The sequence below is a fragment of the Caldifarcimen microaerophilum genome, from assembly GCF_055387105.1.
Map to the genome: position 1 here is coordinate 553,777 of NZ_AP038914.1, position 25,863 is coordinate 579,639.

Consider the following 25,863-nt stretch of genomic DNA (forward strand, 5'->3'; position numbering starts at 1 on the left):
GGTTCGTCCACGCGGGGAACGCTCACGCATCCCCCCAGCACCAGCAATCCCGCGATCCAGAGGGTCCGGAGGTTCACCGTTCGTCCCCCACGATGGTCATGGCGATGGCATCCTGAACCGTCTGGTGGTTGGGGTCCAGGAAATACTGGAAAAACCCAATCCCCAGCAGCGCCGTGGAAATCACATAGCCGAAAGCCCGGGCAAAAGCTTGGATCCAGGTGATGCGCTCATCCAGAAGGGAAAGCACCCGGATCTTCATGAGTTTCTTGCCTGGACTGGACCCGTTGGTGAGGCGAAACCAGAGGGTGAAATAAACCAGATAGGGCCCAATCATCAGGAGATAAAAGATGGCGTCTTCTTCCGGCCGCCCGGAGGGGAGGAGATAGGGGGCAACGTAAGGATAAAGGGGTGTGAAAAGGAGGATCACATAGAACAGGTTGGCGAGGAGGGTGGCCAGGGCCAGGTCAAAGAGAAACGCCACCGCCCGTTTCCGGAAACTTGCAAGGGGTGTGCCCGCAAGCTCCCGCATGCGAGGGGTGACCCGATAGGGCTCATAGGTTCTCATGGGGTGGCCTCCCTGCGATCCCGGGGTTTGAGCAAAGACCTGCCCCCCTTGCGAATGCGGTAATGGAGCGCAGGATACGATGAGCCGGTGCAGGCCAGGCCCAGGTATCCCCCTTCCAGGTACTGGCCTCTCATCCCGAGGACCAGCGTGTCCCCTGTGAGGGTGAAGGGCAGCCACCAGCGATACCGGTCACGGTGATGACGATAAACGTTCGCAACGCTATCGGCCATCGAAAAGGGCAACCCTACCCCGGATCCTCGAAGGGTTTCCCCACGCGTTGTGACAAAATCCATATGAACAATCCCGGAAGGACAAAACCACAGGAGATCCAGGGTGTCGGGCAGGGTAATGGGCCGGGGATGCCCGGACGAATAGCGCAAAGGCACCGGTGCAAACCCCACAAAGAGTGTTTCACTCCCTGGAATTCCCACATATCGAGCTTCCCTGATGTACTCCCCCGAAACCGGATCCTGTGCGCCCACCGATACCATCGGCGTATCCAGATACCCTCCGGTGGTGATCAACTGGTCCAGTAACCGCATTTCTCCTCGCGTGCCGTTGTGCTCCGCCCAGGGGAAAGAACGCGCCAACGTATCCGGAAGATCGACGGATTCCAGCAACACGATCACCCATACACGATCTTGTGAGCGAAGGGTGTCGGCATCCTGACTTCCTCTACCTTCGCCCGGATGCGTGAAAAGATCACACGCCGAACATATCAGTGCAATCGCCACAGGCAACGTCCCCCACCTCATCGTCAGTACCGGATGTCAAAATCCTCAAATTCCCCTGTGCAGGGTTCCTCCTGGACGTCCACCCGGTCCACCCGGGCGAGGGGCGGTCCCTCGCGGCAGATGGACAGAACCGCGTCCACGGCTTCAGGGGAACCCTCAAACACCGCTTCCACACGGCCGTCCGGAAGGTTCCGAACCCAGCCTTTCACACCGTGACGACGGGCCGCATCCCGGGTGAAGGCCCGGAAAAATACCCCCTGCACCCGTCCGGAGAAAAAGACATGGAGACGCTTACACGCCGGCATGGGCAAACACCTCGTGGATGGCCCAGAAGCTCTCCGGGTCCAGCGAGGCACCCCCGATCAACGCCCCGGCCACTTCCGGAATTCGGGCAAATCCCTCGGCGTTCTCCGGCTTCACACTTCCGCCATACAGCACGGGAACGTCCAGTCCCCCTTTCGCCCGGAGATGTTCCCGGATCCGGCGGTGCATGACCTGGGCGTCCTCCGGCGTTGCGGGGACGCCCGTGCCGATCGCCCACACCGGTTCATAGGCCACCACCAGATGGTTCCAGTGTTCCACCGGAATGCCTTCCAGGGCAAGGTCCAGCTGCCGGAGCACCACCTCTTCGGCTTTCCCCGCCCGCCGCTCCTCCAGCGTCTCCCCCACGCACAGGATGGCAGGCAGCACCGGCAGGGTCCGGGCAAGCTTCTTCTGGATCCGCTCGTCCGTTTCGCAGAAGAACTTCCGCCGCTCCGAGTGCCCCACGATCACGAAGTCCACGCCCACTTCCAGGAGCATGGGCAGGGAGATCTCCCCGGTGTAAGCGCCTTTTTCTTCTTCGTGGACGTTTTGCGCTCCGATCTTCACGCCCTCCAGCCGGGACTCCAGGGCCACCTGAAGGGAAACGAAGGGGGGCGCCACCCAGGTTTCGATGCCCGGGAGGGCTTTCCACCGATCCCGGAAGACCTGGAAAAAGGAGCGGGTCTCCCGTGGTCCATGGTGCATTTTCCAGTTGGCTGCAAGAATCCGCATCCTGTCCCTCCTTTCGGTGGTGTTATGATACCCGAAAGGGGATGGTCCTTCAAGAAGGGACCGACAGGACATGCGCTGAAATCACATTTATGGGGAAACAACACGGTGCCGACAGAAGCAGCCGGCACCGGAGGAAAAACCGTGGGGATCAGGAGGAGTTCGCTTTGATGGGGACGACGATCTGGACCCGCTGCCGGCTGTCGGCTTCCTTCATTTCGATCACCAGATTGGAGAGGTCAAACACGGGATATTTGGCCAGGAGCTTGCGGATGTCCTCCTGGAGATCCTCCAGCATCCCCGGAGGGAGCACACCCCGGTCGATCATGATCACCATGGAAAGACGCTGTTTGGCCATCTCCCGGGCCGAAGGCTCCCGGCGACGCCCCAAACCCTTCAGGTACCGCAACATAAACCCCTCCCGTTATCGCCCAAAAAGCCGTTCAAGAAAAGACCGTTTCACCTTGGAGAGTTCATCAAAGGGAAGGTTCTCCCCATCCAGACGGGCCGCCACGTTCCGGAAGGCATAACCGGCCGCACTGTGGTTGTTGAGGGCCACGGGCTCGCCCCGGGCGCTGGCCTCCACGATCCGGGAGTCCTCCGGAACGATGCCCACAAGGGGAATCCGGAGCAGGTCCTCCACGTCTTCTGGTGCAAGGGTCTCCCCCCTGCTCACCCGATCGGGCTGGACGCGGTTCACCAGGGCATAGGATTCCTTCTTCTCCATGGACTCCAGCAGGCCCACCACCCGGTCGGCATCCCGCACAGAGGTCACCTCCGGATTGACCACCACCACCGCCACATCCGCCGGGGTGACCGCCACCCGGAACCCGTGCTCAATGCCTGCAGGGCAGTCGATCAGCACGTAATCGGCAAGATTCCGGTAATAATCCACAAGCTGGGCAAACTTTTCCAGATCCACCAGTTCTTTTCCTTTCGTCTGGGAAGCTGCCAGGAGATAGAGGTTGGAGGTGTGCTTGTCCCGGATCAGGGCTTTCTCCGGCGTGACATGCCCCTCCAGAACGTCGATCACGTCATACACAATGCGGTTTTCCAGGCCCAGAACCATGTCCAGGTTCCGGAGCCCCACATCGGCGTCAATTACAATCACACGCTTCCCGCGAAGGGCCAGGGAAATGCCCACGTTGGCCGTAGCCGTGGTCTTCCCCACCCCTCCTTTGCCCGAGGTAAAAACCACCACGCGGCTCATGAGGCCCCTCCTCGTAAATAGGTTTCAAGGGACGTGATTTCAATCCGGCCTTCCCGGCCGTTATAATAGGCCACCTCCAGACCCACAGGCCCCTTCTTTCGCGACTTCTGGGGGAACACCCGGTAGGGTGAGCGGGCAAGGAGATCCGCGATGCCAATCTGCTGGGGTTCGATCCTCAGGGCCACCACCACCGCATCCGTGCGATCCGGGACCCCGGCATAGGCCACCCCATACACCTCACCCAGCACGAAAATGCTTCCTCCGGCGCGAACATAGGCATCCGGATTCACATTGCCCACCACCACCAGATCCCCCTCGCTCTCCACTTCCCGCCCACCCCGGAGATGGCCTGTCACCACCTGCAAAGCTCTGCGCTCGGGGGACCGCTCCTCTGCGCGACGGGGGGGCTCAGCCGGGGCGCGTCCCCCTCGATCCGGAAGGGCCGCGATTCCCTCTCCCTGGAGGCGCGCCAGCACATCTTCCAGAAGGCCATTGGGTGCCTGCACCACCAGGGGTGTGGACCGAAAATCATCCCGCACACGCAGGGTGTTCAGGAGCTCATCCACCTCTTCCCCCCGCTCCAGGAACACACGGAGAGCGCGGATCCACGTTCCCTGCAGTCGCATGCCTCATTTATACGGGATGGACCCGGTTTTTTCAACTTTTCTCCGCTGAAGTTCACCCATGAGTTCGGACACCTGGGTATAGGGATTGGATGAACGTGTGGTGGACACGTTGAATCAAGGATCTCCATTCTTTGAGCGGCAATCGCCATTTCTTCTCAAGCAGGATAAAAGGTCCGGAAAAGCGTTCCCATCTTGCAGAGCCTGTACGACGGAGAAGTTCCTGACGCACCTCTCCTCCAAGAAGCAGCACAATGCCGTAGACCAGGAGCATAAATCCTACCAGCTTTTCCATCACCGCTTGTTTCTTGCTCATCACATCTCCCAACCCCAGCAGGCTTTTCATGTCCCAAAACGTCCTCAATCTCCATCCGCCTGCGGTACAACCGCAGCGCTTCTTCAGGCTCCAGTGTGGTCATCAGCCACAGGGGTTCCTTCTGGCCCCACTCCCACACCCCGATAACGTTGACCTCCACTTCCCCACGGTATCGCAGCCCCCGAAAGACCACTTTTTCTCCAACAGGACATGTGAGATGGACCTTTCGTCCCTCGGCGTCCAGAAAAACCGGAGGACGGGATCCCATTCTCAAGCGGATCACGAAATTCATCCCCGCTTCCCGCAGATGGCGCAGGAGAGTCGTATAGCTGAATTCCCGGTCCATCACAAGGGGACGATTTCCAGAGAACCTTCCAGGAAAGAAGCGTCTGGATGTGGACGGCATTTCGCGAGCTTCCCGTATCTTTGAAGGTTCTTGAAGAGAAGGTGGTCATGGCAAAGGGGATGGCGCGTCCTCGCAGAGGGGCGGCGAGAACGAGGAGCCAGAAGCCGCGGGTTTTGCCATCTTTCAGGGTTCCGACGTATTCTGTCTTGCGGGCCTGGGGTCTTTCGATTTCGGTGACGTCAGCGATCACGAAGGGAGCGGTTTCGGGGAAAAGCCTCCAGAGGGTTTCATGGGGATTAAAATGTTCGAGGAAGCGCTGGATACGCTTATACGCGGCGCTTTCAGAAACGCCTTTCATCTTGCGAGCCATGGAAGAGATCCGGAGTGACCGGGCGTCCAGGAGAGCATATCCGATTTCCGTTGCCCGTTCTGCAAAGCGAGGATCCGGAAAAAGAACTTGCATGAACGACTTCAGGGGTATAAACTTCCTCATGGGGATCCTCCTTTCTTTTCGTTGTTTCTTGTTCAGCAGGGAAAGTATACAGCTTTCCCCCGGAGGATCCCCACCTCCCTTTCGCCCCTGTCCGAACTCTTGTCCGGAGGCCAGTTCTCCGACATCTTTTCCTCCCGACACCCCAAAAAATCCCCGTGGAGACAGTGTTTTCGGGAGGTTGAAGGTCTCTCACGGCTCCTGTACACTTCCGGAAACCCCTGTGAGGAGGTGTCATGATGGGATATGCACCGGAAACGCGGGAGATGATGGAGAAAATCCGTCGTCTCAAGAAAGAAAAACGGGCCGTGATCCTGGCCCACAATTATCAGGTCCCGGAAGTCCAGGATGTGGCCGATTTCGTGGGGGACTCCCTGGGACTTTCCCGGAAAGCCCGGGACGTGGACGCCGACATCATCGTGTTCTGCGGGGTCCATTTCATGGCGGAAACCGCCAAAATCCTGAACCCCGAGAAGAAGGTTCTTCTGCCGGACCTTGAGGCCGGGTGCTCCCTGGCCGACAGCATCACCGCCGAGGACGTCCGGCGGTGGAAAGCCGAACACCCGGATGCCCTGGTGGTGGGATACATCAACACCACCGCCGAGGTGAAAGCGGAGTGCGACGTGTGTGTCACCTCCAGCAACGCCGTGGAGGTGGTGGCAAGCCTTCCGGAGGACCGGGAAATCCTCTTTCTCCCCGACATGTTTCTCGGGGCCTATGTGGCCCGGAAAACCGGCCGCAAGATTCACATCTGGCCGGGCGAATGCCACGTGCACGCCCGCCTGGGATTCCACACCATTCGCCAGGCCCAGAAAGCCCATCCGGAAGCGACCCTCCTGGTCCATCCCGAGTGCGGATGTTCCACCTCCTGCATGTATTTCGCCGAGGAGGGAAGTTTGGGGGACAAGGTGCAAATCCTTTCCACCGGGGGGATGATCCGGCATGCCTCCCAGAGCCCTGACACCACCTTCCTGGTGGCCACCGAAGTGGGCATCCTTCATCCCCTTCGCAAGCATGCCCCGGAGAAGCGCTTCATTCCGGTGGATCGCGAAGCCATCTGCCCGTATATGAAAACCATCACGCTGGAAAAGGTGCTCCGGAGCCTCACGGATGAGGTGTATGAGATCACCGTGGACCAGGAGATTCGGGAGCGGGCGCTTCAGGCGATCGAGCGGATGCTGGAGGTGGGCGTATGAGGCGCATACTCCTCCTTCTCTTCCTCCCCACCCTTCTGGTTGCGGATTCCTTTGACGCGGGCGCGGTGTTTCTCCTCATTTTCCCCGGTGCCCGGGCCACCGGTATGGGTGCAGCCTTCAGCGCTATCGCGGACGACGCCACGGCAAGTTATTTCAATCCCGCTTCCCTGGCCCGGTTCACCCATCCCGAATTTACCCTGATCCATTCACCCTGGCTTCCCGCACTGGCACCGGACATGTATTACGACTTTCTGGGGGGCGTGTATCCCCTTCCGGGAGACCGGGGGGTGGTGGGAGGCCATATCATCTATATGAACCTGGGGAAGGTGGAAATCCCCGAACCCGTGCCGGCGGCCTGGAATCCCTTCAGCGTGGCCCTTCAGGTCTCCTATGCCCGGGAGGTGGGGCCCGGCCTCTATGCCGGGATCGGCGGCAAGGTGATTTATGACTTCCTGGCACCCGAAGACGTCCTGCGGGCCATCTACCAGACCAATGTGGCGGGCGGAAACGCGGCGTCGGTGGCCCTGGACGCCGGGGTCCTGTATGAGGCGCCGTACAACACATCTGTCGCGGTATCTCTTCAGAACATTGGGCCTGCTCTGCGATACACCTCCCTGGACACCACGGGAACCCCTCTTCCTGAGCTCCTCCGGCTGGGGGTGGGCATCGACACCACGCTGAACGAACTCTTCCGCATCCGGTTTGCCGTGGACCTTCACAAGGTGATCGTGAACATCCTGAATGACTACAAAAACTGGGGTGTGGACACCATCCTGAAAGACACCTGGGTGAGCACGGGGCTGGAAGTGAATTACGGCCAGTTTGTGGCCCTGCGGGTCGGGTATTTTGTGGACAAAACCGGTGCGCGGGAAGGCCTCACCTGGGGTGGAGGGATTCAGTTTGGTAACTTTGCTGTGGACTTCGCGGATGACCGGTATATTTATTCCTTCACAAGTTCTTCCGGCAACTGGCGATTCCAGATCTCCTATCGTATGAACCTTCCGGCCGGCCCACCGGCCTCCACCACACCCCGCTCCCCCAAACCCGAGAGTCCATGAGACAGGGCCTTCTCCCCGGAATTCTCACATCCGCTGTGCTGCTTGCCTGTGGTTCCCCTCAGGGGGAGGATCTTGCCCTGTGGCATGCCCTGGGGGGGCCGCTGGGCGTGACCCTGCGTTCTATCGTCGCGGACTTTAATCAAACCACAGGGACTCGCCTCAAGCCGGTGTTCATGGGGAATTACGCCACCCTTTCCCAGAAGCTCATGGCCGCGGCAGTGGCGCGAAAACTCCCTGTGGCCGGGCAGGTGTATGAATCCTGGACGTCTGAACTCCAGGAGGCGGGCAAACTCGTTCCCGTGGGAACCGACTTCCTCCCCGACTCCATCCTGAACGACATCTTTCCCCCCTTTCTCGAAGCCAACACCTGGGACGAGACCCTCTGGACCTTCCCCTTCAACAAAAGCGTCCCCGTTCTCTATTACAACCGTGCCCTGTTTGACAGCCTGGGACTCACCCCTCCCCGCACCTGGGAGGAATTCCGGGATCTCGCCAGGAGGCTCACGGTGGACGCAAACGGCGATGGGGTTCCGGAGCGGTGGGGCACCGCCTTTCCCGTGGACGTGTGGCTGTTCACGTGCATCCTGTATCAGAACGGGGGGAAGATCTTTGACGGAAACCGCGTGGCGGTGGCGGATTCCCCGGGGGTCTGGGCCCTTTCCTTCCTGAAAAGCCTGCTGGATGAAAAGGTGGCCTATCTCGCCACCGGCTACAGCCACCAGGACGATTTCGCCGTGGGACGGGTGGCCATGGTGTTCGGAACCATCGTCTCGTATCAGTTTCTGAAAGACCGCCTGACCTTTCCCCTGGGTGTGGCTCCTCTCCCTCAGGTGGACCCAGACCATCCCATCACGGTGATGGCAGGGACCAACCTGGCCATGTTTGCCGGATACCCGGACTCCGCCTATCAAACCGTCCGGGACTTTCTCCGGTTTTTCCTGCGTCCTGAGGTTCAGGTCCGGTGGGTGCTGGGAACCGGATATCTTCCCCTCCGGCGAAGCGTCCTGGACCACCCCGGCCTTGAGGGGCTGTTCCGGGATGTGCCGGGCATGCGGGAGGCCATGCTTCAGGTGTCCTATGCCGTCACCGAGCCCCGGGATCCGGTGTGGTTCACCGCCCGCCGGTATCTTTCCACCGAAGGCCTGGAACCCGCCCTCCGGGGCGTGCTTACGCCGGAAGCGTCGCTGAAACGGGCGGCCCGGATGATCGAGGTGGAACTCCGGCGGCGCCTTCTCCTTGCCGGTCATCCATGAAACGCCTGTTCCTGGTGTCCACGTCCCCCCGGCGACGGATGCTCCTCGCCCGGCTGGGCTATGCCTTTGACGTGGTTGCCCCGCGCTGGAAAGAGCCCCCTGTGGCCCGGCAGATCCTTCCGGATTACACGGTTTCGGTGGCCTGGCGAAAACTGGAAAGCGTGCTGGACGTGGTTCCGGACCGCCAGGCGGTGTTTCTGGCGGCGGACACCGTGGTCTGGAAAGAGGGCGAGGTTCTGGGCAAGCCCCGGGATCTTGAAGAAGCCCGACGTTTCCTGAAACGCCTCTCCGGAGAAACCCACTGGGTGTTCACCGCCCTGGTGCTCTATGACCGCCTGGAAGATCGCCGGTGGCAGATGCTCGCGAAGACAAAAGTCCGGTTCAAACACCTCACGGAGGATGAAATCCGATGGATTCTGGAACAGGACAACCCCCTGGACAAAGCCGGGGGTTATGCCTTTCAGGGCACGGCGGGACTGTTTGTGGAATCCATCGAAGGAAACCTCTACAACGTGATCGGACTGCCCATCCCCCATGTGGTGGAACTCCTCCGGAAAACGGGGCTGGAGCCCGACCTGGATCGGGGGATGCTGGGTGCCCCACAGGGAGAGGAAGATTGATGGTTTTTCTTTGGGGCTGTACGCTTATTCTGTCGTTGACGCGGGGGAAACCCCACCAAACAGGAGGTTGCTCCATGAAGAAGCTTCTCACCGCAGCACTCCTCGCAACACCCCTCTCTGCCGGAGGGATGGGGTCCGTGTATGCTTCCTTCGGCTGGGGCCAGGTCACCCAGATGTACGACGCGGATGGAACCGCGCAGGACCTGGGGCAGGATGCCTCTCTCCAGGTTCTGAACCTCCATCTCGGCGGTTCCTACACCGTCCTCTCTCTTCCCACCCAGAGCGTGTTCGTTGGGGGTAGGCTGGCCCTCCAGCAGCGCAGCTTCTCCATGACCTTGTCGGGACAGAGCATGGATGCGTCCAGCGGTTTTGCTCCCCAGGCCTTCACCGTGTTTGCCGGGCTCCGGGGACCGCTCTATATGGCCAAGCTCGGGTTTTCCGCTGATCTGGGGCCCAAAGCGGAAGCGGCGGATGAATATGAAAACTCCGACCGCCAGCATGACATCTTTGTGAAGGCGGCAGCCTGGCTTCCCAACCCCATGTTCGCCCTCTCCGGGTATCTGGCCTATCACTTCACCCTTGCCCGCAGTGAAGAAGTGCTTAACACCACCGTTGACGTGGACAACGGTGACTGGTTTGAGATCGGAGTGAAGGGCGGCTACAAGATCCCCATGGGCGAGATCGGGCTCGTCCTGAACTACATCCTGAAAACGGCGATGTCCGTGGACGGCAACACGGTGAACAACACCGACGCCTATCTCATCACGGTATATCCCTATGTGAAGATCGCCCCGCCCATGAGCCCCGTGTCCTTCATGCTGAAACTCGCGGCCATGGAGGAATACGCCTATTACGGCTTCTCCCTGGCCGGCAAGAACGCGCCCGTGACCCGTCTCGGATTCACCCTGGGTGCCATGATGAGCCTGTAAGGATTTCCCGGGGCGGGGCATAGCCCCGCCCCTTCTGTTTCTCTGATCACGATGATGTGGTCTTTCCTTTCCCTCATTCTGTCATGGATTCCACTCTCCCTTTCTTCTTCACGGGGCATGGCCTGGACCACCGTGGGATGGGGAAGGGTGGATGCCTGGTTTGATTCCTTTGGCACAGCGCAAGCCGCTCCTCCCGGCGAATTTCTCGAAGCCTTCCAGATCGCCGCCGGGGGGCTCTACCGTTTTCACCCCGATCCCGGATACCCCTTCCGGGTGGGCGCTCTGCTCACCATCGCAAGCCAGCGCCTGATCACCTCGACCATGACGTTTAAAAGCGGGATACAACCCCAGGGGTTCTCCCTGTTTTCCGGGTTTGTTCATCCTTCTTTTCAGGCTTTTGCCGGTGTGCAGGCCGACCTGGGCGTGCCACCTCCCGATGAACAAACCCTCCCCGTTTCTGACCGGCAAACCGCCTTCTTTTTCCGGATCAACGCTCAGAAACGATTTCTTTCATGGAACCTCACGGGATCCTTTTTCCATGTCCTCACATTTCCCCGAACGGAGCACACGTCGGGGCTCACCCTGGAGACCGACGACGGGGACTGGTTTGAAGTTTCCCTGGGGGCGGCCCATCGTTTGCATCGGGGAGAGGTGGGCCTGCTGCTCACCTGGACGCACAACACTGCCATGAGCCTCAACGGACGTTCGGTGGATGGGACCGCCTCCACCCTTCTTTCCGTGATCCCGTACGGTGCCCTGATCACCCCACCTTTCCGGTGGGAGATTCGTGCGGGGACACCCTTTGAATCCATCGCCCCGGGTCTGGCTCTCCTGGGGAAGAATGCCCCCCGGACCCGGCTGGGTTTTCAGATCACCCTTGCCTTTCCCTTCAAGGAGGCATGAGATGCCCACCCTTGCCGTGGTGAAAGAACACTTCCCCCATCGGGGGATTGACGAACACCGGGTGGCCCTGACCCCGGCAGGCGTGGAGGAGCTTGCGGAATACGGCATTTCCATCGTGGTGGAGCAGGATGCGGGGAGCGCTGCCGGATTTTCCGACATGGAATACCAGAGTGCCGGTGCCCGGATCGTGTATTCCCACGAAGAAGCGCTGGGAAGAGCCGATATCCTGGTGAAAGTGGCGCCACCCACGCCGGAGGAGGTCTCCCTGCTTCCGGAAGGAAGTTTTGTGTTTGCCTTCGGGTATCTGTCCGTGGCTTCCTCCCGCCTTCTTGAGGCACTCCGGGAACGCAAAACAACCTTTTTCTCTCTGGAACTCCTTCAGGAACGGGGAGGATACCGCCCCATCCTGGCCACATCCAGCGAAATCGCGGGTCTGCTCTCCCCTCAAATCGCTTCCCAACTTCTGGAGAGCCCCCGCGGCGTGGGGATTTTGCTCCCCGGGACCTCGGTCATGCCCCCTGCGGATGTGGTGATCGTGGGCGCAGGTGTGCTGGGGCGTTTCGCTGCCCGGTCCTTTCAGGGCGCCGGGGCAATGGTGTATGTGCTGGATGTGGACCTCCAGAAACTCCAGCAGATCCACAACGACCTGGGGGTGGTCACGGCACCGGCCACCCGCTTCAACCTTCGCAAATTTTCATCCTTTGCCGAAGTTCTGGTTCTTGCCGTCTCGGTTCCGGGCAAGCCCGCTCCCCTTCTCTTCACCGAAGACGATCTCCGGGCCATGCGCCGGGGCGCGGTGATTCTGGACTTTTCCATCGATCATGGCGGGAGCACGGCGGTCACCCGGGCCCGGGGTCCCCAGCGGGATCCCTATGTGTGGGACAACCGCATTTTCTTTGCCGTTCCCAACGTGCCTTCCCGCGTCGCCCGCACCGCAAGCCATGCCCTGACCTATGCTCTCCTTCCCTATCTCAAAATGTTCCTTGAACACGGCTACCCCGACGTCCTCCATGCCTGTCCCGGACTCATGACTGCCCTCACCGTGCGAAACGGAGAACGGGAGTCCGCAGCATGAGCCTCTCCAACCTGTATGCCTCCAGGAAAGTTTCCCTGGATGATGCGGTGACCACCATCCAGAACGGAGAGCGGGTGTTTGTCTCTGGCAACGGAGCCACACCCTTTGCCTTCCTTCAAGCGCTCGCCGAACGCCTTCGAGACCTGGAGTCTCTGGAGCTCGTCCACGTGCTTCTCCTCGGAAAGGACCCCCTGGATGCCCCCGAAATTCGGGACCGGGTGTTCCACCGTTCTCTTTTTGTGGGACCTTCGGATCGGGAGGCGGTGAACGAAGGACGGGGGGGCTATGCCCCCACCCATCTCCACGAGATGCCCCGGCTTTTCCTGGAAGGCCATATTCCTCTCGATGTGGCCGTAATCCACACCTCTCCACCGGATGAGCACGGCTTTCTGTCTCTGGGGGTTGAGGTCCTCCTGTCCAAAGCCGCCGTCCATGCGGCCCGGCGTGTGATCGCCCTTGTGAACGAGCACATGCCCCGCACCCACGGGGACTCCTTCGTCCACCTCTCCCAGGTGGATCTCATCGTGGAACATGCCACCGAACTCCCGGAGCTGAACCGGAAACAGCCCACGGAGGTGGAATTCCGGATCGCGCAGTACATCGCGGACATGATTGAGGATGGGGACACCCTCCAGCTGGGCATCGGAGGGATCCCGGACGCGGTGCTTCAGCTTCTGGAAGGACGCCGGGATCTCGGCATTCACACCGAGATGATCTCGGACGGCATCATGGAAGGTGTGGAAAAAGGCATGATCACCGGGATGCGCAAGACCCTGCACCCCGGCAAGGTGATCGGAACCTTTATCCTGGGCTCCCGCAGGCTCTACCGGTTTGTGCACGACAATCCCCTGTTTGAACTCCACCCCGCCGATTACACCAACGACCCCTACCGGATCGCCCAGAACGAACGGATGGTGGCCATCAACTCGGCGCTGGAGGTGGACCTCACCGGCCAGGTGTGCGCGGACTCCATCGGGACGTACATCTATTCCGGATTCGGCGGTCAGGTGGATTTCATCCGGGGTGCCGCGAGGTCCCGCGGTGGACGCCCCATCATCGCCATGCCCTCCACAGCAAAAGGTGGAACGCTTTCCCGGATTGTGTCCACGCTCAAACCGGGAGCCGGGGTGGTGACCACCCGGGCGGATGTGCACTATGTGGTGACCGAATATGGGGTGGCTCATTTGTTCGGGAAAACCCTCCAGGAGCGCACCCGCGCCCTCATCGACATCGCCCATCCAGACTTTCGGGAGGAACTGGAACGGGCAGCCTGGGAGCGCAAACTCCTCTCCCGATCCTTCCCGGGCTTTTCACCGGAGCCCTGAACCGCCCGACCGTTTCGGTTTGATGCTTCGCGGTTTTCCGCGTATAATTGGCGTGTTCCCGCCCTGAACGCAAGGATTGGGGATGCGGGGTTGATGGGGCGGATGAGAGTCGTAAATAAAGGAGGTTTATTGTGCGGTTTTCGCGGTTTCTGGCACCCACGCTGAAAGAGGATCCCAAAGAGGCGGAGGTTCTCTCCCATCGCCTGCTTCTGCGGGGTGGCTTTTTCCGCCCCCATATGAGCGGGGTGTTCATCTTTCTCCCCCTCGGATGGCGGGTGCTTCAGAAGGTGGCCCGGATCATCCGGGAAGAAATGGACCGGATCGGGGCTCAGGAAGTTCTGATGCCGTCTCTCACGGCCAGCGAGGTGTGGAAGGCCACCGGCCGGTGGGAAGCCTTTGGACCCGATATGTTCCGCCTGAAAGACCGGAAAGGGCGGGATCTTGCCCTGGCTCCCACCCATGAGGAGCTCATGACCCTCCTGGCGAAAAACCACTTCCGGTCTTACCGGGATCTGCCCCAGATCCTCTATCAGATCCAGACCAAATTCCGGGATGAACCCCGGCCCCGGGGTGGCGTGCTCCGCTCCCGGGAATTTGCCATGAAAGACTCCTACAGTTTTGACGCCACCTGGGAGGGGCTGGACGAATCCTACGCCCTTCATGACCAGGCTTACCGCAGGATTTTTGACCGGGCGGGGCTTCAATACGTGGTGGTTTCGGCATCTTCCGGTCTCATGGGTGGAAGCCAGTCCGAGGAATTCATGGTGCTTTCGGAAGCCGGAGAGGACCGGCTTGTGCTTTGCGAATCGTGCGGTTATGCTGCCAACATTGAGGTGGCAGAGGGCAGGCGGACGGATTCCACCGTTTTTTCTCCCTTCCAGACCCGGGAAAAGGTCGACACACCGGGTGTGCGGAGCGTGGAGGAAGTCGCGCAGTTTCTCGGCGTGACACCGGAACTCATCATCAAAGGACTGGTGGTCCGGACCCCCACCCGCATGCTTATGGTTCTGGTTCGGGGGGATCGGGATCTTGCCGAAAGCAAACTTCAGCGGGCGCTGGGAGAAGAAGTGCGACTGGCCACACCCGAAGAGGTTCTCTCCGTGTTCGGGGTGCCCATCGGTTTTGTGGGACCGGTGGATGCGCCCCCGGAGGTGGAGATCATCGCGGATCTGTCGGTCCAGACTGTGGAACGGGGTGTGGTGGGTGGAAACGAGGAGGACACCCACTATGTGGGCGTCACCCCCGGGGTGGATTTCCCCGTCTCCCGGTATCTGGACCTGGCCCTGGTGAAAGAAGGGGACCGCTGCGCAAAGTGCGACGCGCCCCTTTCTTTCCGGAACGCCATTGAGGTGGGACACATTTTCAAACTGGGAACCAAATACTCTGAGGCGCTGGGGGCCTTTTTCACCGATGCCGAAGGGAAGGAGCATCCCATCATCATGGGCAGCTACGGCATCGGCCTTGCCCGGGTGATGGCCGCGGCGGTGGAGCTGTATGCCGACGCAAAGGGCATTCGCTGGCCCATCTCCATTGCGCCCTTTGAGGTGGCCCTTCTGGATCTGGATCCCGGGCGTTTCGGGAGCACGTCAGAGCAGCTGTATACCGCCCTTCAGGACAGGGGCGTGGAGGTGGTCTGGGACGACCGGAGCGTGTCGGCGGGTGTGAAGTTCAAGGATGCGGACCTGATCGGATATCCCTTCCGGCTGGTGGTTGGGGAACGGGGGATGAAGGAAAACAAGGTGGAACTTCAGCGCCGGTGGGACGGGACCTCACAGCAGGTTTCGGTGGGCGAGGCCGTGTCCCGCCTTGCCCAATGGGTGGATGATGAGAGAAGACATTATCACACGGGTTGAGGAGATCATTGCCCCGATCCTGGAGGCCCACCGGTATGTGCTGGTGGACGTGGAACTGCGGGGCCGACCGGGACGGTTTCTCCTCCAGATCTTTGTGGACCGGGAAGCCGGGGGCATCACCATCCGGGAGCTCAAAGCCCTCTCGGAGGAGATTTCCGCCCACCTGGACGTGGAGGATCCCGTTCCGGGACGCTACACCCTGGAGGTCTCCTCGCCCGGTCTGGACCGTGTGCTGAAAAAAGATCGCGAGTTTCGCTGGGCGCTCGGAAAGCGGGTCCGGGTCACGCTGACCTCCGGAGAGGTGGTGGAAGGCACGCTGGTTCACGTGGATGCCTCCACCCTTTCCCTTTCGGGAGGGGGAACCACCCGGGAGATTTCCCGGGAAGAGGTGGCCCGCGCCCGGCTTGCCGAACTTCCTGAACTTCGAAAATAACGTGGGAGGTGGGAGCATGGCCAACGCGTTTATTCTGGATTTCATTGAGTCCATCACCCGGGAACGCCGGGGAATCAGCCGGGAGTTTGTGGTGGAGACACTGGAATGCCTTCTCACAGACATCCTGGCCAAAACCTGGCGGGCTCCGGAAACGGAAGAAACCCGGAAGTGGAAAGAAAACAAGTGCAAGATGGAGCATCCCTTTGTTCGGGTCCGCCTCAACCCCCAGACGGGGGATCTGGACATCCGGGTTCGGCGAACGGTGGTGGAGCGGGTGACCAATCCTCACTTCGAGATCTCGGTGATGGAAGCCCGCCGGAAACTGGGCCACGAACCGGTGATCGGGGAAAGCATCTGGGAAGAAGTTTCTCTGGAGCAGATTCCCCGCTCGGCCATCAAACGGCTCCAGCACCGGTTCAAAGACACCATTGTGGATGAGGAACGCCGTCAGATCGTGAAGGAATTTAAGCTCCAGGTGAAGAGCATCCGCCGGGGGAAAGTTCAGAAGGTGGATAAGAACGGACTCTTTGTGAGCATTGACAAGGTGGAAGGGTTCCTTCCAAACCGGGAGATGATCCCCGGTGAGCGCTATCGCCCGGGTGACACCCTCCGGGTGATGGTCCTCCGGGTGGACGAAGAGCGCCGCAATCAGCCGCAGATCATTCTGTCCCGAACCCATCCCGACTTTCTCCGGGGGCTCCTGGAAATGGACATTCCGGAGGTCGCGGAAGGGAAGGTGGAGATCAAAGCGGTGGCCCGCCGTCCGGGGGTGCGGGCGAAGGTGGCGGTGTGGAGTTCGGATCCCCGGCTGGATCCCGTAGGCATCGTGGTCGGCCATCGGGGAACCCGTCTTCTGCCCATCCAGCGGGAACTCCAGGGGGAGCGGATTGACGTGGTCCGTTATTCCCCGGATCCCGTGGAATTCGCTGCTCTGGCCCTTTCGCCCACCGATCCCCTGATCGCCTATCTCACCACCGACGAAGAAGGCAACGAATATATCCTGGTGGGTGTGCGGGACGAAGAGATCTCCGAAGCCAAAGGGAAAGAAGGGATCAACGTGATCCTCGCCTCCGATCTGGTGGGACGCCGGATTGAGGTGGTGGAGTTTTCCAAGGTTCCACCGCCCCCCAACGGGATTTCCATCTATGACCTGGACCTCCCGGAATCCGTTCAGCGCATCTTCCGGACAGCCCGGAAATACGTGTTCACCGAGGTTCCCTCCCTCGCAGAAATGCACCGGCTCGGGCTGGATGAGGACACGGCCATGCGGATTCTGGACGAGATTGAGCACAAACTGAGAGAAAGGGTGACCCATGCCTGAGAAAAAACCCAAACCCACCTCCCCCAAAGGGAAACGTGTCCGGGACCTCGCCAAAGAGGTCTCCCTCTCACCCAGCGCGGTGATGGACCTTCTCCGGGAGATGGGCTACCGGGTCCGCTCCCACCAGTCGGTGATCACGGAAGAAATGGAGGAAGCGGTCCGGGAGAAAATTGCCCAGACCCGGAAAGAAGCGAAAGAATCCCTGGTGCAGCGGAAGAAAATCTGGGGACAGGAGGAGCCGTCACGGGAAAAATCCCGGGAAGCCCAGCCGGCTCAACCCCAGGAGCGCGAACGCCCGACCCGAAAACCCCGCCGTCGTCCTCCCCAGAAAGCCCGCACCCAGGAACCTCCGGCAACGAAAGAAGAGAAAAAGCAACTTGTGATTCCCGGGCAGATCACCCTCCAGGAACTCGCCCACATGATGGGGGTGGAGCCCGTGGAACTCGTGAAAAAAACCCTCGAACTGGGGGTCCCCACCTCCATCAACCAGACCCTCACGGAAGACCTGGTCCAGCTCCTGGCCGAAAGCTATGGCTTTGAAGTGGTGACGGAGCGCGAAGAAACGTCTGCCCCTCGTCCTGAGACGGTGGAAGGGGAAGAGGAAGGGGAGCCCCGTCCCCCTGTGGTCACGGTGATGGGTCACGTGGACCATGGAAAAACCACCCTGCTGGACTATCTGCGCAAATCCTCGGTGGCCGCCCAGGAAGCCGGGGGAATCACCCAGCACATCGGCGCCTACCGGGTGCCGGTGGGAGATCGGTGGATCACCTTCATTGACACACCGGGACACGAAGCCTTCACCGCCATGCGGGCCCGGGGGGCCCAGGTCACGGACATCGTTGTGCTTGTGGTGGCCGCCAACGAAGGGGTGAAACCCCAGACGGTGGAAGCCATCAACCACGCGAAAGCGGCAGGTGTGCCCATCATCGTGGCCATCAACAAAATGGACCTTCCGGAGGCCAATCCGGATCGGGTGAAACGGGAACTTTCCCAGCACGGGCTGATTCCGGAGGAGTGGGGCGGCGACACCATCATGGTGGAAATTTCCGCCAAGACCGGGATGAACGTGGACACCCTCCTGGAAGCCCTGCTCCTCAAAGCCGAAGAACTGAACCTCCGGGCCATCCCGGAAGGTCCGGCAGCCGGAACGGTGCTGGAAGCCCGGCTGGATCGGGGCATGGGTCCCGTGGCCACCGTGCTGGTGCAGCGGGGGCGTCTCCACGTTCGGGACGTCTTTGTGTGTGGCACGACGTGGGGCCGGGTCCGGGCGATGTACGATGAACATGGCAAACGGGTGAAAGAAGCCGGACCGGCCACCCCCGTGCTGGTGCAGGGGTTCAGCGACCTCCCCCACACCGGGGATCGGCTGGAAGTGGTGGAAGATGAAAAAGTCGCCCGTTCCGTCGCCGAAGAGCGCTCAACGCTGAAGCGGGAGCAGTTGCTCCGGGGCGAGCGCACCCTGCGGATCAAGCGGGTTCAGGAGATGATCCAGAAGGGGGAAATCCGGGAGATTCCCTTCATCCTGAAAGCCGATGCCCTGGGTTCCGTGGAAGCCATTGCCGACGCCCTGTCCCGCATCGAGGTGCAGGGAATCCGTCCGGTGCTCATTCACTCCGGCGTGGGCATGGTCACCGAAGCCGATGTGGAGCTGGCGGATGCAAGCGGGGGGCATATCATCGCCTTCCACACCCGCCCCGACAGTAACGCCCGGAAGCTCGCCGAGGAGAAAGACGTGGAAATCGCCCAGTTCCGGGTGATCTACGAACTTCTCCAGCATGTGGAACGGGTGATCCGATCCTATGTGGAGCCCCAGTTCCGGGAGGTGGTCCTCGGACGGGCGGAGGTCCGCAAGGTCTTCAAGCTCAAGGTGGGTACGGTTGCAGGATGCCTGGTGCTGGAAGGGCGGGCCCGGCGGGATGCGAACGTGCGGGTTCTCCGGGACGGTGCGGTGATCCACACGGGGGAAATCGCCTCCCTTAAACACTTCCAGGAGGACGTTCAGGAAGTTCCGGCCGGGATGGAGTGCGGAATCCGCCTCAAAAACTTCCAGAAAGTCAAGGAAGGGGATGTGCTGGAATTCTTCACCCTTGAGGAAATCCCCGTATGATCGTGGGCGTGCTTGAGGTGGAATTGCTCCTCTTCGACGCGTCCTCTCTGAAGGAGAAGCGCAAAATCCTTCGGAGCCTCAAAGACCGGCTTGCAGGCCGGTTCAACGTGTCCGTGGCGGAGGTGGACGGTCAGGACCTCTGGCAGCGCAGCACCTTCGCCTTTGCGGTGGTGGGAAAGGACGGAGCCTATGTCTCCCGCATACTTCAGGAAATCCTTGAGTTTCTGGATCAGGACGCACGGTTTGAAATCACGGCACACCGGATGGAGTTCCGATGAAATCAACGCGCATCGTGGAAAAGAAAGTGGTAATCCCCAACCGGCTGGGGATTCATGCCCGTCCGGCCCAGCTTCTTGCCCAGGAAGCGGGCAAGTTTCGTGCTCGTATCGTGATTGAAAAGGACGGTGTGGAGGTGGAAGCCCGGAGCATTCTGGGACTCATGATGCTGGTTGCCGCCCAGGGATCGGTCATCACCGTTCGGGCGGAAGGTGAGGATGCTCAGGAGGCAGTGGACGCCATTGTGCGTCTCGTGGAGTCCGGGTTCGGAGAGGAATGAAATGGCACGGGAACACTCTCCCACCGAAACGACACCCCGTGAACGGGTGATCCGTGGGATTCCCGTCTCCAGCGGGATCGTGGAGGGAACCCTCCTGGACATCCGGCTGGAGAGCGGAGGAAGTCACCCCGCAACAGCCCTCGATCCCGAAGAGGAAAAAGAGCGTTTCCTTTCCGCGGTGGAGCGGGTGCTTGAAAAAATCCAGCAATCCCAGCGCTACCTGTCCCCTGAACTCCGGGGATTTCTGGTGTTTGAAGAACAGGTTCTCCGGGACCAGAACTTTCGCTCCCGGGTTCTGCGGCTCATTGAGGCCGGATATCCCGCCGAGCGCGCCATTGCCATGACCCTGGAGGAGTTCGCGCGCCCCATGGAACAGGCGGAATTTCCGGTGTTCCAGGACCGGGCCCGGGAACTCCACGCCCTGGCCCGGGTGCTTTCCCAGGAAGCCCGGAGCGGTCTTCCCCATCGCCTGACTCCCGAAGATGGGGACATCCTGGTGAGCGATCATCTGAGTGTCCAGGAAGCCATTGAGATCGTGCGCAACGGATTCAAAGGCGTCATCCTGACACGAGGGGGGAAAACCTCCCATCCCGTTCTTCTCCTTCGGGACTTTCGCCTTCCCCTGCTCATTCAAACCGAGGATTTTCCGGAGGAAAATGTGACCGGAACCCCGGCCATCCTGGACACCCGCCGGGGTCTGGTGATTCTCTGGCCATCCCCTCAAACTCGCAGCCAGTATCGGCAAATCCTCCAGGCCTGGGCAAATCGGGAAGCCGAACTCCTTGCCCTCCGGGAGGTGGAAACCTCCACCCGGGACGGGCTGGTGATCCACCTTCTGGCCAACGTGGAACTTCCGGAAGAGATTCCCCTTCTCAAACAACTCGGCATTCGGGGTGTGGGGCTGCTCCGGACCGAGATGCTTTTCCACACCCATCAGGGGGTGGATGAGCAGGAAGCCTTCTATCGTAAAGTGGCTGAAGATATGGCCCCTCACCCCGTGACGGTGCGTCTGTTTGATCTGGGGGGGGACAAAGTGCTGGATCTCCCCCAGGAGACCAATCCCTTTCTGGGCCTCCGGGGGGTGAGGGTGCTGCTCAGGGCGCCGGAGCTCCTTCACACCCAGATCCGTGCCATTCTCCGGGTGCACCGGGATACCCACAACCTCCGGATCATGATCCCCATGGTGACGTCCCTGGAAGAAGTCCTTCAGGTGAAAGAAATCCTCTTTCAGATCGGCCGTGAGGAGGGGCTTTCGGAAAAGGATCTTCCCCAGCTCGGCATGATGGTGGAAACGCCCGCCGCCGCGCTGATGGCCGAAGTTTTTGCCCACCACGTATCCTTTTTTTCCATCGGAACCAACGATCTCACCCAGTACGTTCTGGCCATTGACCGGACCCATCCCCTCCTGCAGTCGGAATTCCACCACCTCCATCCCGCCGTCCTCCGCCTCCTGTGGTTCACCGTGAAACGAGCGCAGAAAGCCGGGGTGTGGATCGGGATTTGTGGGGAAATGGCCTCGGACCTTGAAGCCCTGCCTCTCCTTATCGCCCTGCGGGTGGAGGAACTTTCCATGAGTCCCTCCGTCTATCTGGACGCCAAAGGCATCATCCATGCCCTGAACGGAGAAGCCACCCGGAAGCTCCTGGACCGGGCCCTCCAGGCCGAAACCCTCCGGGAAGTCCGGGAGCTCATCCGGGCCTTCTATCGGGAACACCTTCCCGAGATGGCCGACCTTGTCCTTCTCAACCAGGAGGAATCGTATGGAATATAAAGTGCTGGCCGTGATGCCCCAGAAACTCGCGTTCGGTTTTGAGCTTGCGGGCATTTCTTCCGTTGCCGTGTCCGAGCCGGATGAGACCCGGCGGGTGATCCGGGACCTCCTCCGGGCCGGCGATGTGGGCGTGGTGCTTCTCCACGAGAAGCTCTATGAATCGCTGGATTCCCGCCTCAAAAGCCGGGTTCTGGACAGCGTGATTCCCCTGTTTCTGGTGATCTCTCCGGAAGAAGCGGGGGAGCGGAACGTGGAAGCCTATGTGGAAAAACTCATCAAGGACGCGGTGGGTTATTCCATTCGCCTTCAGAAACACTCCGCCTGACCATGGGCTTCCCTGGTGGAACAACCGGCCGACTGTCTCAGTGGATCCTCCTGGGGCTTCTGATCCTGATCCTGGGGGTGGGTGGATTCTGGATCACCCGTCCCCGCGCGGGCATCCCGGCCCTCACGGCGGAAGTCCTGAACGGCACCCGGGAGCCCCGGCTTGCCTGGCGAACCACCCTGTGGCTCCGGGAACGGGGGGTGGACGTGTGGTATTACGGCAACGCCCCCGAAGACACCGTCCAGACCACCTTTATCCTTGCCGTCACCTCCGACCCGGACAAGGCCGAGCGCCTCTCCCGCGCCCTCCCCTGCCATCCACCGGTGGAGCACAAAGAAGACCCCGTTCGGGTGGTGGATGTGGTGATCGTTCTTGGAAAGGACGCATCCCGGTGTTTCCCTGGGCTTGAATCCGTTTCTCTTCAGTATTGACATGGCGGTGTTCCGAACCTCGCTGGTGGTGCGCTTCCGGGACCTGGATGCCATGGGGCACGTGAACAACGCCACCTATCTCACCTATCTGGAAGAAGCCCGCGTCCGGTTCTGGGACCATCTGGCCAGCCTCTATCCCGGTGTGACGCCCGACCGGTTCCCCTTTGTGGTGGCCCGCGCGGAGATTGACTACCGCGCCCCTCTCTTCCTGGGCGACCGGGTGTGGATTGATCTGTGGGTGTCCCGGGTAGGCACGAAGAGCTTTGATTTCACCTATGTTCTCCGCAACACCGCCATGGAGGAGGTGGCCCGGGCCCGCACCGTCCAGGTGTATCTGGAAAACGGCCAGAGCGCACCCCTTCCGGACTGGATGCGGGAACTTCTGGAGGTCTATGGTGAACGCACCCCTTCCGACCTGGCTTGATCTGGGAGTCCTTGCGGTCTTTCTCCTCTTCCTCATCCGGGGATTCTATCGGGGCGCCATCCGGGAAATCGTGATGATTCTGGGCATCCCGGTGGGTGTGGCCCTGACCGTGGCCCTGGCTCCGGGGGTTCGCCCTCTCGTGTACAAACTCTTCGGGGCCAGCAAAGGAGCCCATCTCCTGGTCTATCCGGTGATCTTTCTCCTCCTTGTGGGTGCCCTGAGGGTGCTGGCGGAGGTGGCGGCCCGGCTCCTCCAGTGGACGGGCGTGGGGCTGTTTGACCGGCTTCTGGGACTCATGCTCGGTGCGGTCGAGGGCTTGCTGATTGCGGGCGGGGTGGGGGCTGTCCTGCAGGCCACCCCTCCCGGTGCTCGGATCGTGGCCCAGACCCACGTCCTGAAACACCTCGTGCCCCTCCTCCACGTGGCCGTCCAGATCGGAAAACGTCTGGCGTGGGGGCCATGAAGGTCGCCCTTTTCGGCGGGCGGTTTGATCCCGTCCACATCGGTCATCTCATCGTGGCCCAGGACGCGGCCGAGTTTCTCGGGGTGGACCGGCTCTTCTTTCTCCCCTCTCACAACCCTCCCCACAAACCCGCTTTTGCCCCCTTTGAAGATCGATACACCATGGTGCAGCGTTCCGTGGAGGACGATCCCCTCCTGGACGTCCTGGACGCGGAACGCCGGCTCAACCTTCCCAAAAGCTACACCGTGGAGGTTCTCCGCCGCCTCCTTCCCGAACTCCGGGCGGACGAAGTGTTTTTCCTGATGGGTTCGGACGAATTTCGGAACATCCACAGCTGGTATCGCTACGAAGAACTTCTCCAGATGGTGCAGGTGGTGGTGCTGAAGCGCCCCTTCTATGAAGTGGAGGTCGTGCCGGAAGCCCTGAGCCGGGTCCGGTTCATCGGCCGTCGGGAGGTAGAGGTTTCTTCGTCGGAAATCCGCAAACGAATCCGGGAGGGACGGCCCTTCCGGTATCTCGTCCCCGAACCCGCCTACCGGTATCTCCTGGAGCGAAACCTCTATCGGGAACCCTCTCCCGCCTGAAGGGGACCATCTCTGGATTCGCGGAGGATCGTGTGAATCGCCTCACCACCTACAGGGCCATGCTCCTGGGGCTGTATGCCGCCGGAGGCGTGGCGGTCGTCCCGGTGCTCCTGGGTCTGGAGGTGTCCGCCTTTTTCTTCCTCTGGATCTGGCTTGCCCATCTCCTTCTGGAATGGCGCCGGGGCGCCCTGATCCAGGGGACCGCCGCCACGGTGCTGGCCTATGCCCTTTCCCTGGGCATTTTCTTCGTGGGACCCGGGACCATCTTTGACCGGATTTATCTGTTTTTGCTGTGGCTTCTCACCGTCCGGTATCTCACCCCCAAAGCCGTTCGGGACGCCTTCCAGATCCTGATTCTGGCTGTGGCGGTACTGGCTGCAGGCGGTGTGCTGTATCCCGACCCCATCTTTGGCGTGGTGTTCGTGGTGTTTCTCGCGCTTTCCATCCTCACCGCAAGCCTGACCTATGTGTATGCCGAACTGGGGGACGTGCCCCTCCGGATGCGGGAGATCCGGGCTCTGCTTGCCAGCCTGCTCCCGTATGAACTCGCCACACTCTTCCTGTCGGTGTTCTTCTTCGTGTTTCTCCCCCGGAGTGCCCTGCCCCTCTTTGCCCCGGTGCTCCGCACATCGGATCAGGCGGTGGGGATCACGGACACCTTGGACTTCGGGGGGCTTTCCCCCCTTCTTCAGGACCCCACACCCGTGGCCCGGGTGGTCCCGCTCTCCCGAACATCCCGGAGTCTCTATCTTCGCCTCGTGGAATACGCCGAAACGGACGGCCGCCACTGGTTTCCCCGGCGGATGCTTCCCCATTCTCCCCGCCTGGCACCGGGCGGGACATCCGAGCGCTTTGAAGTGGTGGTGGAGCCTCTGCGCATCTCTTATCTCCCGGTGGTGAACGGAACCGCACACCTGGATGGAGGGCCTCCCCCTTCCCGGTGGTATTTTCAGGAAAACGGAACGGTCTGGCTGGAACCTCCCGCCCGGGGACTCCGTCACCGGTTTGAGGTGTTGCGGCGGACCGTGCCCTATGTGGACCCTCCGCGACGGATCCATCTCCGTATCCCTCCCGATGTGCCCTCCCTTCTCTGGGACAGCCTCACGGCGTGGGCTCAGGGCGAAACGGATCCCCGGCGTCTCGCGGATCGCATCCAGAAAAAATTCTGGAGTTTTCAGTATTCGCTGAATCCTCCACGGACCGCCGGACACCCTCTGGAAGCGTTCATGCGGGCACGGACGGGCTATTGTGAATACTTTGCCGCCGCCATGGCCCTAATGCTCCGGAAGGCGGGCATTCCTGCCCGGGTGATCGGGGGGCTGGCCGGCGGGATGTGGAACGGGGAAGGGGGCTACTGGATGTTCCGCCAGCAGGACGCCCACACGTGGGTGGAGGCCTGGATTCCCGGAGAAGGGTGGGTGATGTTGGACCCCACCCCTCCCGTTCGTTTCACCGCCGAAGAGGCGGAACTTTCGGGGTTTGCGGCGTGGTGGGACTACCTCCGGCTTCTGTGGGCCCGGCGGGTGGTGCAGTATTCCCGGGAAGACCAGATGCGGCTTGTGTTTTCCGGTATGGAGGGCGTGCGGACGTGGCTGCGCAAAGGGGGATTTGCCGCGTTTTACCTGTCTCTTTTTCTCGCCCTCCTTTTTCTCCTCCGCAAAAAGGAGGATCGGGATCCCGTGGTCCGGGAGATGGAGGCCCTTCTGGAGATCCTGTCCCGGAAAGGCTACACCCGTTCACCCGGTGAAGGGCTCCGGGACCTGGCGTCCCGGGTGAATCTCTCCCCCTTCACAGAACTGGTGGAAGACTACTACGCCTATCGGTTCGGGAAGAGAAAAACCCCCCGGGCCCTTCTCCTCTCCCGCATCCGCCACACCCGCACCTTTTTGGAGCAGCACGAACAGGCAGGCTGACGAGAGG

The 25,863-nt window shown here is 60.9% G+C and carries 29 protein-coding genes and 1 pseudogene; 21 read left to right on the plus strand and 9 right to left on the minus strand.

The features are described from left to right. Positions 1–73: 73 nt before the first annotated feature. The 9 genes and pseudogenes from AC6HU3_RS02570 to AC6HU3_RS02610 all read right to left on the minus strand — a co-directional run. A complete protein-coding gene (locus AC6HU3_RS02570) occupies positions 74–565 on the minus strand; it encodes an RDD family protein (protein ID WP_497474394.1) in 492 nt (163 codons plus the stop codon). Beyond that, positions 562–1,107 carry a hypothetical protein gene (locus AC6HU3_RS02575; RefSeq protein WP_497474396.1) on the minus strand — a complete coding sequence of 182 codons (546 nt, stop codon included), beginning with the start codon at positions 1,105–1,107 and terminating at the stop codon, positions 562–564. Before AC6HU3_RS02575 ends, AC6HU3_RS02570 begins: the two co-directional genes overlap by 4 nt. Positions 1,108–1,322: 215 nt before the next feature. Next, a complete protein-coding gene (locus tag AC6HU3_RS02580; protein ID WP_497474398.1) occupies positions 1,323–1,604 on the minus strand; it encodes an acylphosphatase in 282 nt (93 codons plus the stop codon). After that, complete coding sequence (gene tpiA, locus AC6HU3_RS02585; protein WP_497474399.1) at positions 1,591–2,334, minus strand: triose-phosphate isomerase; 744 nt, start codon at positions 2,332–2,334, stop codon at positions 1,591–1,593. Before tpiA ends, AC6HU3_RS02580 begins: the two co-directional genes overlap by 14 nt. Positions 2,335–2,482: 148 nt before the next feature. Continuing rightward, entirely contained in the window at positions 2,483–2,743 is a 261-nt protein-coding gene (locus tag AC6HU3_RS02590; RefSeq protein ID WP_497474401.1) for a cell division topological specificity factor MinE, read from the minus strand. 12 nt (positions 2,744–2,755) lie between these two features. Next, positions 2,756–3,541, minus strand: a complete 786-nt coding sequence (minD, locus tag AC6HU3_RS02595; RefSeq protein ID WP_497474402.1) for a septum site-determining protein MinD — start codon at positions 3,539–3,541, stop codon at positions 2,756–2,758. Further along, a complete protein-coding gene (locus tag AC6HU3_RS02600; protein WP_497474404.1) occupies positions 3,538–4,167 on the minus strand; it encodes a septum site-determining protein MinC in 630 nt (209 codons plus the stop codon). The genes minD and AC6HU3_RS02600 overlap by 4 nt, the downstream gene beginning before the upstream one ends. A 52-nt stretch (positions 4,168–4,219) precedes the next feature. Further along, a complete protein-coding gene (locus tag AC6HU3_RS02605) occupies positions 4,220–4,510 on the minus strand; it encodes a hypothetical protein (RefSeq protein ID WP_497536328.1) in 291 nt (96 codons plus the stop codon). Positions 4,511–4,562: 52 nt separating this feature from the next. Continuing rightward, a pseudogene (locus AC6HU3_RS02610) lies at positions 4,563–4,886 on the minus strand (hypothetical protein); the annotation flags it as partial. A 666-nt stretch (positions 4,887–5,552) separates the two neighbouring features. Between AC6HU3_RS02610 and nadA the strand changes: the two are divergent. The 21 genes from nadA to AC6HU3_RS02715 all read left to right on the plus strand — a co-directional run bounded on the left by nadA (position 5,553) and on the right by AC6HU3_RS02715 (position 25,856). Further along, positions 5,553–6,512, plus strand: coding sequence for a quinolinate synthase NadA (gene nadA, locus AC6HU3_RS02615; RefSeq protein WP_497474406.1), 960 nt, complete (start codon positions 5,553–5,555; stop codon positions 6,510–6,512). After that, positions 6,509–7,570 carry a PorV/PorQ family protein gene (locus tag AC6HU3_RS02620; protein WP_497474408.1) on the plus strand — a complete coding sequence of 354 codons (1,062 nt, stop codon included), beginning with the start codon at positions 6,509–6,511 and terminating at the stop codon, positions 7,568–7,570. Before nadA ends, AC6HU3_RS02620 begins: the two co-directional genes overlap by 4 nt. After that, positions 7,567–8,823: an ABC transporter substrate-binding protein gene (locus tag AC6HU3_RS02625; RefSeq protein WP_497474410.1), complete on the plus strand. Its 1,257-nt coding sequence runs from the start codon at positions 7,567–7,569 to the stop codon at positions 8,821–8,823. Before AC6HU3_RS02620 ends, AC6HU3_RS02625 begins: the two co-directional genes overlap by 4 nt. Beyond that, the gene (locus tag AC6HU3_RS02630; protein WP_497474411.1) at positions 8,820–9,443 is read left to right on the plus strand and encodes a Maf family protein; all 624 of its coding nucleotides are present in this window, start codon (positions 8,820–8,822) and stop codon (positions 9,441–9,443) included. The genes AC6HU3_RS02625 and AC6HU3_RS02630 overlap by 4 nt, the downstream gene beginning before the upstream one ends. Before the next feature lie 74 nt (positions 9,444–9,517). Next, complete coding sequence (locus tag AC6HU3_RS02635; RefSeq protein ID WP_497474413.1) at positions 9,518–10,372, plus strand: hypothetical protein; 855 nt, start codon at positions 9,518–9,520, stop codon at positions 10,370–10,372. Positions 10,373–10,423: 51 nt separating this feature from the next. Continuing rightward, a complete protein-coding gene (locus AC6HU3_RS02640; protein ID WP_497474414.1) occupies positions 10,424–11,275 on the plus strand; it encodes a hypothetical protein in 852 nt (283 codons plus the stop codon). Between the two features lies 1 nt (position 11,276). Continuing rightward, entirely contained in the window at positions 11,277–12,350 is a 1,074-nt protein-coding gene (locus AC6HU3_RS02645; RefSeq protein WP_497474416.1) for an alanine dehydrogenase, read from the plus strand. Then, positions 12,347–13,675, plus strand: coding sequence for an acetyl-CoA hydrolase/transferase family protein (locus AC6HU3_RS02650; RefSeq protein ID WP_497474418.1), 1,329 nt, complete (start codon positions 12,347–12,349; stop codon positions 13,673–13,675). Before AC6HU3_RS02645 ends, AC6HU3_RS02650 begins: the two co-directional genes overlap by 4 nt. 131 nt (positions 13,676–13,806) lie before the next feature. Further along, positions 13,807–15,528 (plus strand): proline--tRNA ligase, encoded by a 1,722-nt coding sequence (locus AC6HU3_RS02655; protein WP_497474419.1) that lies wholly within the window; start codon positions 13,807–13,809, stop codon positions 15,526–15,528. Further along, positions 15,497–15,961 carry a ribosome maturation factor RimP gene (gene rimP, locus AC6HU3_RS02660; protein WP_497474421.1) on the plus strand — a complete coding sequence of 155 codons (465 nt, stop codon included), beginning with the start codon at positions 15,497–15,499 and terminating at the stop codon, positions 15,959–15,961. Before AC6HU3_RS02655 ends, rimP begins: the two co-directional genes overlap by 32 nt. Positions 15,962–15,977: 16 nt before the next feature. Then, positions 15,978–17,282 carry a transcription termination factor NusA gene (gene nusA, locus AC6HU3_RS02665; RefSeq protein WP_497474423.1) on the plus strand — a complete coding sequence of 435 codons (1,305 nt, stop codon included), beginning with the start codon at positions 15,978–15,980 and terminating at the stop codon, positions 17,280–17,282. Further along, positions 17,275–19,389, plus strand: coding sequence for a translation initiation factor IF-2 (gene infB / locus AC6HU3_RS02670; protein ID WP_497474424.1), 2,115 nt, complete (start codon positions 17,275–17,277; stop codon positions 19,387–19,389). The genes nusA and infB overlap by 8 nt, the downstream gene beginning before the upstream one ends. Continuing rightward, positions 19,386–19,667, plus strand: coding sequence for a DUF503 domain-containing protein (locus AC6HU3_RS02675; RefSeq protein ID WP_497474425.1), 282 nt, complete (start codon positions 19,386–19,388; stop codon positions 19,665–19,667). Before infB ends, AC6HU3_RS02675 begins: the two co-directional genes overlap by 4 nt. Then, complete coding sequence (locus AC6HU3_RS02680) at positions 19,664–19,945, plus strand: HPr family phosphocarrier protein (protein ID WP_497474427.1); 282 nt, start codon at positions 19,664–19,666, stop codon at positions 19,943–19,945. Before AC6HU3_RS02675 ends, AC6HU3_RS02680 begins: the two co-directional genes overlap by 4 nt. 1 nt (position 19,946) lies before the next feature. Further along, a complete protein-coding gene (gene ptsP / locus AC6HU3_RS02685; RefSeq protein ID WP_497474429.1) occupies positions 19,947–21,716 on the plus strand; it encodes a phosphoenolpyruvate--protein phosphotransferase in 1,770 nt (589 codons plus the stop codon). Then, complete coding sequence (locus tag AC6HU3_RS02690; RefSeq protein ID WP_497474430.1) at positions 21,706–22,041, plus strand: V-type ATP synthase subunit F; 336 nt, start codon at positions 21,706–21,708, stop codon at positions 22,039–22,041. Before ptsP ends, AC6HU3_RS02690 begins: the two co-directional genes overlap by 11 nt. A gap of 2 nt (positions 22,042–22,043) precedes the next feature. Next, on the plus strand, positions 22,044–22,472 hold the full coding sequence (locus tag AC6HU3_RS02695; RefSeq protein ID WP_497474431.1) for a LytR C-terminal domain-containing protein: 429 nt from the start codon (positions 22,044–22,046) through the stop codon (positions 22,470–22,472). Beyond that, complete coding sequence (locus AC6HU3_RS02700) at positions 22,447–22,896, plus strand: acyl-CoA thioesterase (RefSeq protein WP_497474433.1); 450 nt, start codon at positions 22,447–22,449, stop codon at positions 22,894–22,896. The genes AC6HU3_RS02695 and AC6HU3_RS02700 overlap by 26 nt, the downstream gene beginning before the upstream one ends. Next, positions 22,868–23,359 carry a CvpA family protein gene (locus tag AC6HU3_RS02705; protein WP_497474435.1) on the plus strand — a complete coding sequence of 164 codons (492 nt, stop codon included), beginning with the start codon at positions 22,868–22,870 and terminating at the stop codon, positions 23,357–23,359. The genes AC6HU3_RS02700 and AC6HU3_RS02705 overlap by 29 nt, the downstream gene beginning before the upstream one ends. After that, positions 23,356–23,943, plus strand: a complete 588-nt coding sequence (gene nadD, locus AC6HU3_RS02710; protein WP_497474437.1) for a nicotinate (nicotinamide) nucleotide adenylyltransferase — start codon at positions 23,356–23,358, stop codon at positions 23,941–23,943. The genes AC6HU3_RS02705 and nadD overlap by 4 nt, the downstream gene beginning before the upstream one ends. Before the next feature lie 32 nt (positions 23,944–23,975). Then, complete coding sequence (locus tag AC6HU3_RS02715; RefSeq protein ID WP_497474439.1) at positions 23,976–25,856, plus strand: transglutaminase TgpA family protein; 1,881 nt, start codon at positions 23,976–23,978, stop codon at positions 25,854–25,856. Positions 25,857–25,863 lie beyond the last annotated feature (7 nt).

Bases quoted from the DNA above. Each gene is read 5' to 3' on its own strand.
- AC6HU3_RS02570 (WP_497474394.1), bottom strand. From the start codon at position 565: ATGAGAACCTATGAGCCCTATCGGGTCACCCCTCGCATGCGGGAGCTT.
- AC6HU3_RS02605 (WP_497536328.1), bottom strand. From the start codon at position 4,510: ATGAAAAGCCTGCTGGGGTTGGGAGATGTGATGAGCAAGAAACAAGCG.
- nusA (WP_497474423.1), top strand. From the start codon at position 15,978: ATGGCCAACGCGTTTATTCTGGATTTCATTGAGTCCATCACCCGGGAA.
- AC6HU3_RS02635 (WP_497474413.1), top strand. From the start codon at position 9,518: ATGAAGAAGCTTCTCACCGCAGCACTCCTCGCAACACCCCTCTCTGCC.
- AC6HU3_RS02680 (WP_497474427.1), top strand. From the start codon at position 19,664: ATGAAATCAACGCGCATCGTGGAAAAGAAAGTGGTAATCCCCAACCGG.
- AC6HU3_RS02620 (WP_497474408.1), top strand. From the start codon at position 6,509: ATGAGGCGCATACTCCTCCTTCTCTTCCTCCCCACCCTTCTGGTTGCG.
- nadA (WP_497474406.1), top strand. From the start codon at position 5,553: ATGATGGGATATGCACCGGAAACGCGGGAGATGATGGAGAAAATCCGT.
- infB (WP_497474424.1), top strand. From the start codon at position 17,275: ATGCCTGAGAAAAAACCCAAACCCACCTCCCCCAAAGGGAAACGTGTC.
- AC6HU3_RS02625 (WP_497474410.1), top strand. From the start codon at position 7,567: ATGAGACAGGGCCTTCTCCCCGGAATTCTCACATCCGCTGTGCTGCTT.
- AC6HU3_RS02590 (WP_497474401.1), bottom strand. From the start codon at position 2,743: ATGTTGCGGTACCTGAAGGGTTTGGGGCGTCGCCGGGAGCCTTCGGCC.
- minD (WP_497474402.1), bottom strand. From the start codon at position 3,541: ATGAGCCGCGTGGTGGTTTTTACCTCGGGCAAAGGAGGGGTGGGGAAG.
- AC6HU3_RS02640 (WP_497474414.1), top strand. From the start codon at position 10,424: ATGATGTGGTCTTTCCTTTCCCTCATTCTGTCATGGATTCCACTCTCC.
- AC6HU3_RS02690 (WP_497474430.1), top strand. From the start codon at position 21,706: ATGGAATATAAAGTGCTGGCCGTGATGCCCCAGAAACTCGCGTTCGGT.
- rimP (WP_497474421.1), top strand. From the start codon at position 15,497: ATGATGAGAGAAGACATTATCACACGGGTTGAGGAGATCATTGCCCCG.
- AC6HU3_RS02650 (WP_497474418.1), top strand. From the start codon at position 12,347: ATGAGCCTCTCCAACCTGTATGCCTCCAGGAAAGTTTCCCTGGATGAT.
- AC6HU3_RS02600 (WP_497474404.1), bottom strand. From the start codon at position 4,167: ATGCGACTGCAGGGAACGTGGATCCGCGCTCTCCGTGTGTTCCTGGAG.
- ptsP (WP_497474429.1), top strand. From the start codon at position 19,947: ATGGCACGGGAACACTCTCCCACCGAAACGACACCCCGTGAACGGGTG.
- tpiA (WP_497474399.1), bottom strand. From the start codon at position 2,334: ATGCGGATTCTTGCAGCCAACTGGAAAATGCACCATGGACCACGGGAG.
- AC6HU3_RS02675 (WP_497474425.1), top strand. From the start codon at position 19,386: ATGATCGTGGGCGTGCTTGAGGTGGAATTGCTCCTCTTCGACGCGTCC.
- AC6HU3_RS02575 (WP_497474396.1), bottom strand. From the start codon at position 1,107: ATGCGGTTACTGGACCAGTTGATCACCACCGGAGGGTATCTGGATACG.
- AC6HU3_RS02580 (WP_497474398.1), bottom strand. From the start codon at position 1,604: ATGCCGGCGTGTAAGCGTCTCCATGTCTTTTTCTCCGGACGGGTGCAG.
- nadD (WP_497474437.1), top strand. From the start codon at position 23,356: ATGAAGGTCGCCCTTTTCGGCGGGCGGTTTGATCCCGTCCACATCGGT.
- AC6HU3_RS02645 (WP_497474416.1), top strand. From the start codon at position 11,277: ATGCCCACCCTTGCCGTGGTGAAAGAACACTTCCCCCATCGGGGGATT.
- AC6HU3_RS02695 (WP_497474431.1), top strand. From the start codon at position 22,044: ATGGGCTTCCCTGGTGGAACAACCGGCCGACTGTCTCAGTGGATCCTC.
- AC6HU3_RS02630 (WP_497474411.1), top strand. From the start codon at position 8,820: ATGAAACGCCTGTTCCTGGTGTCCACGTCCCCCCGGCGACGGATGCTC.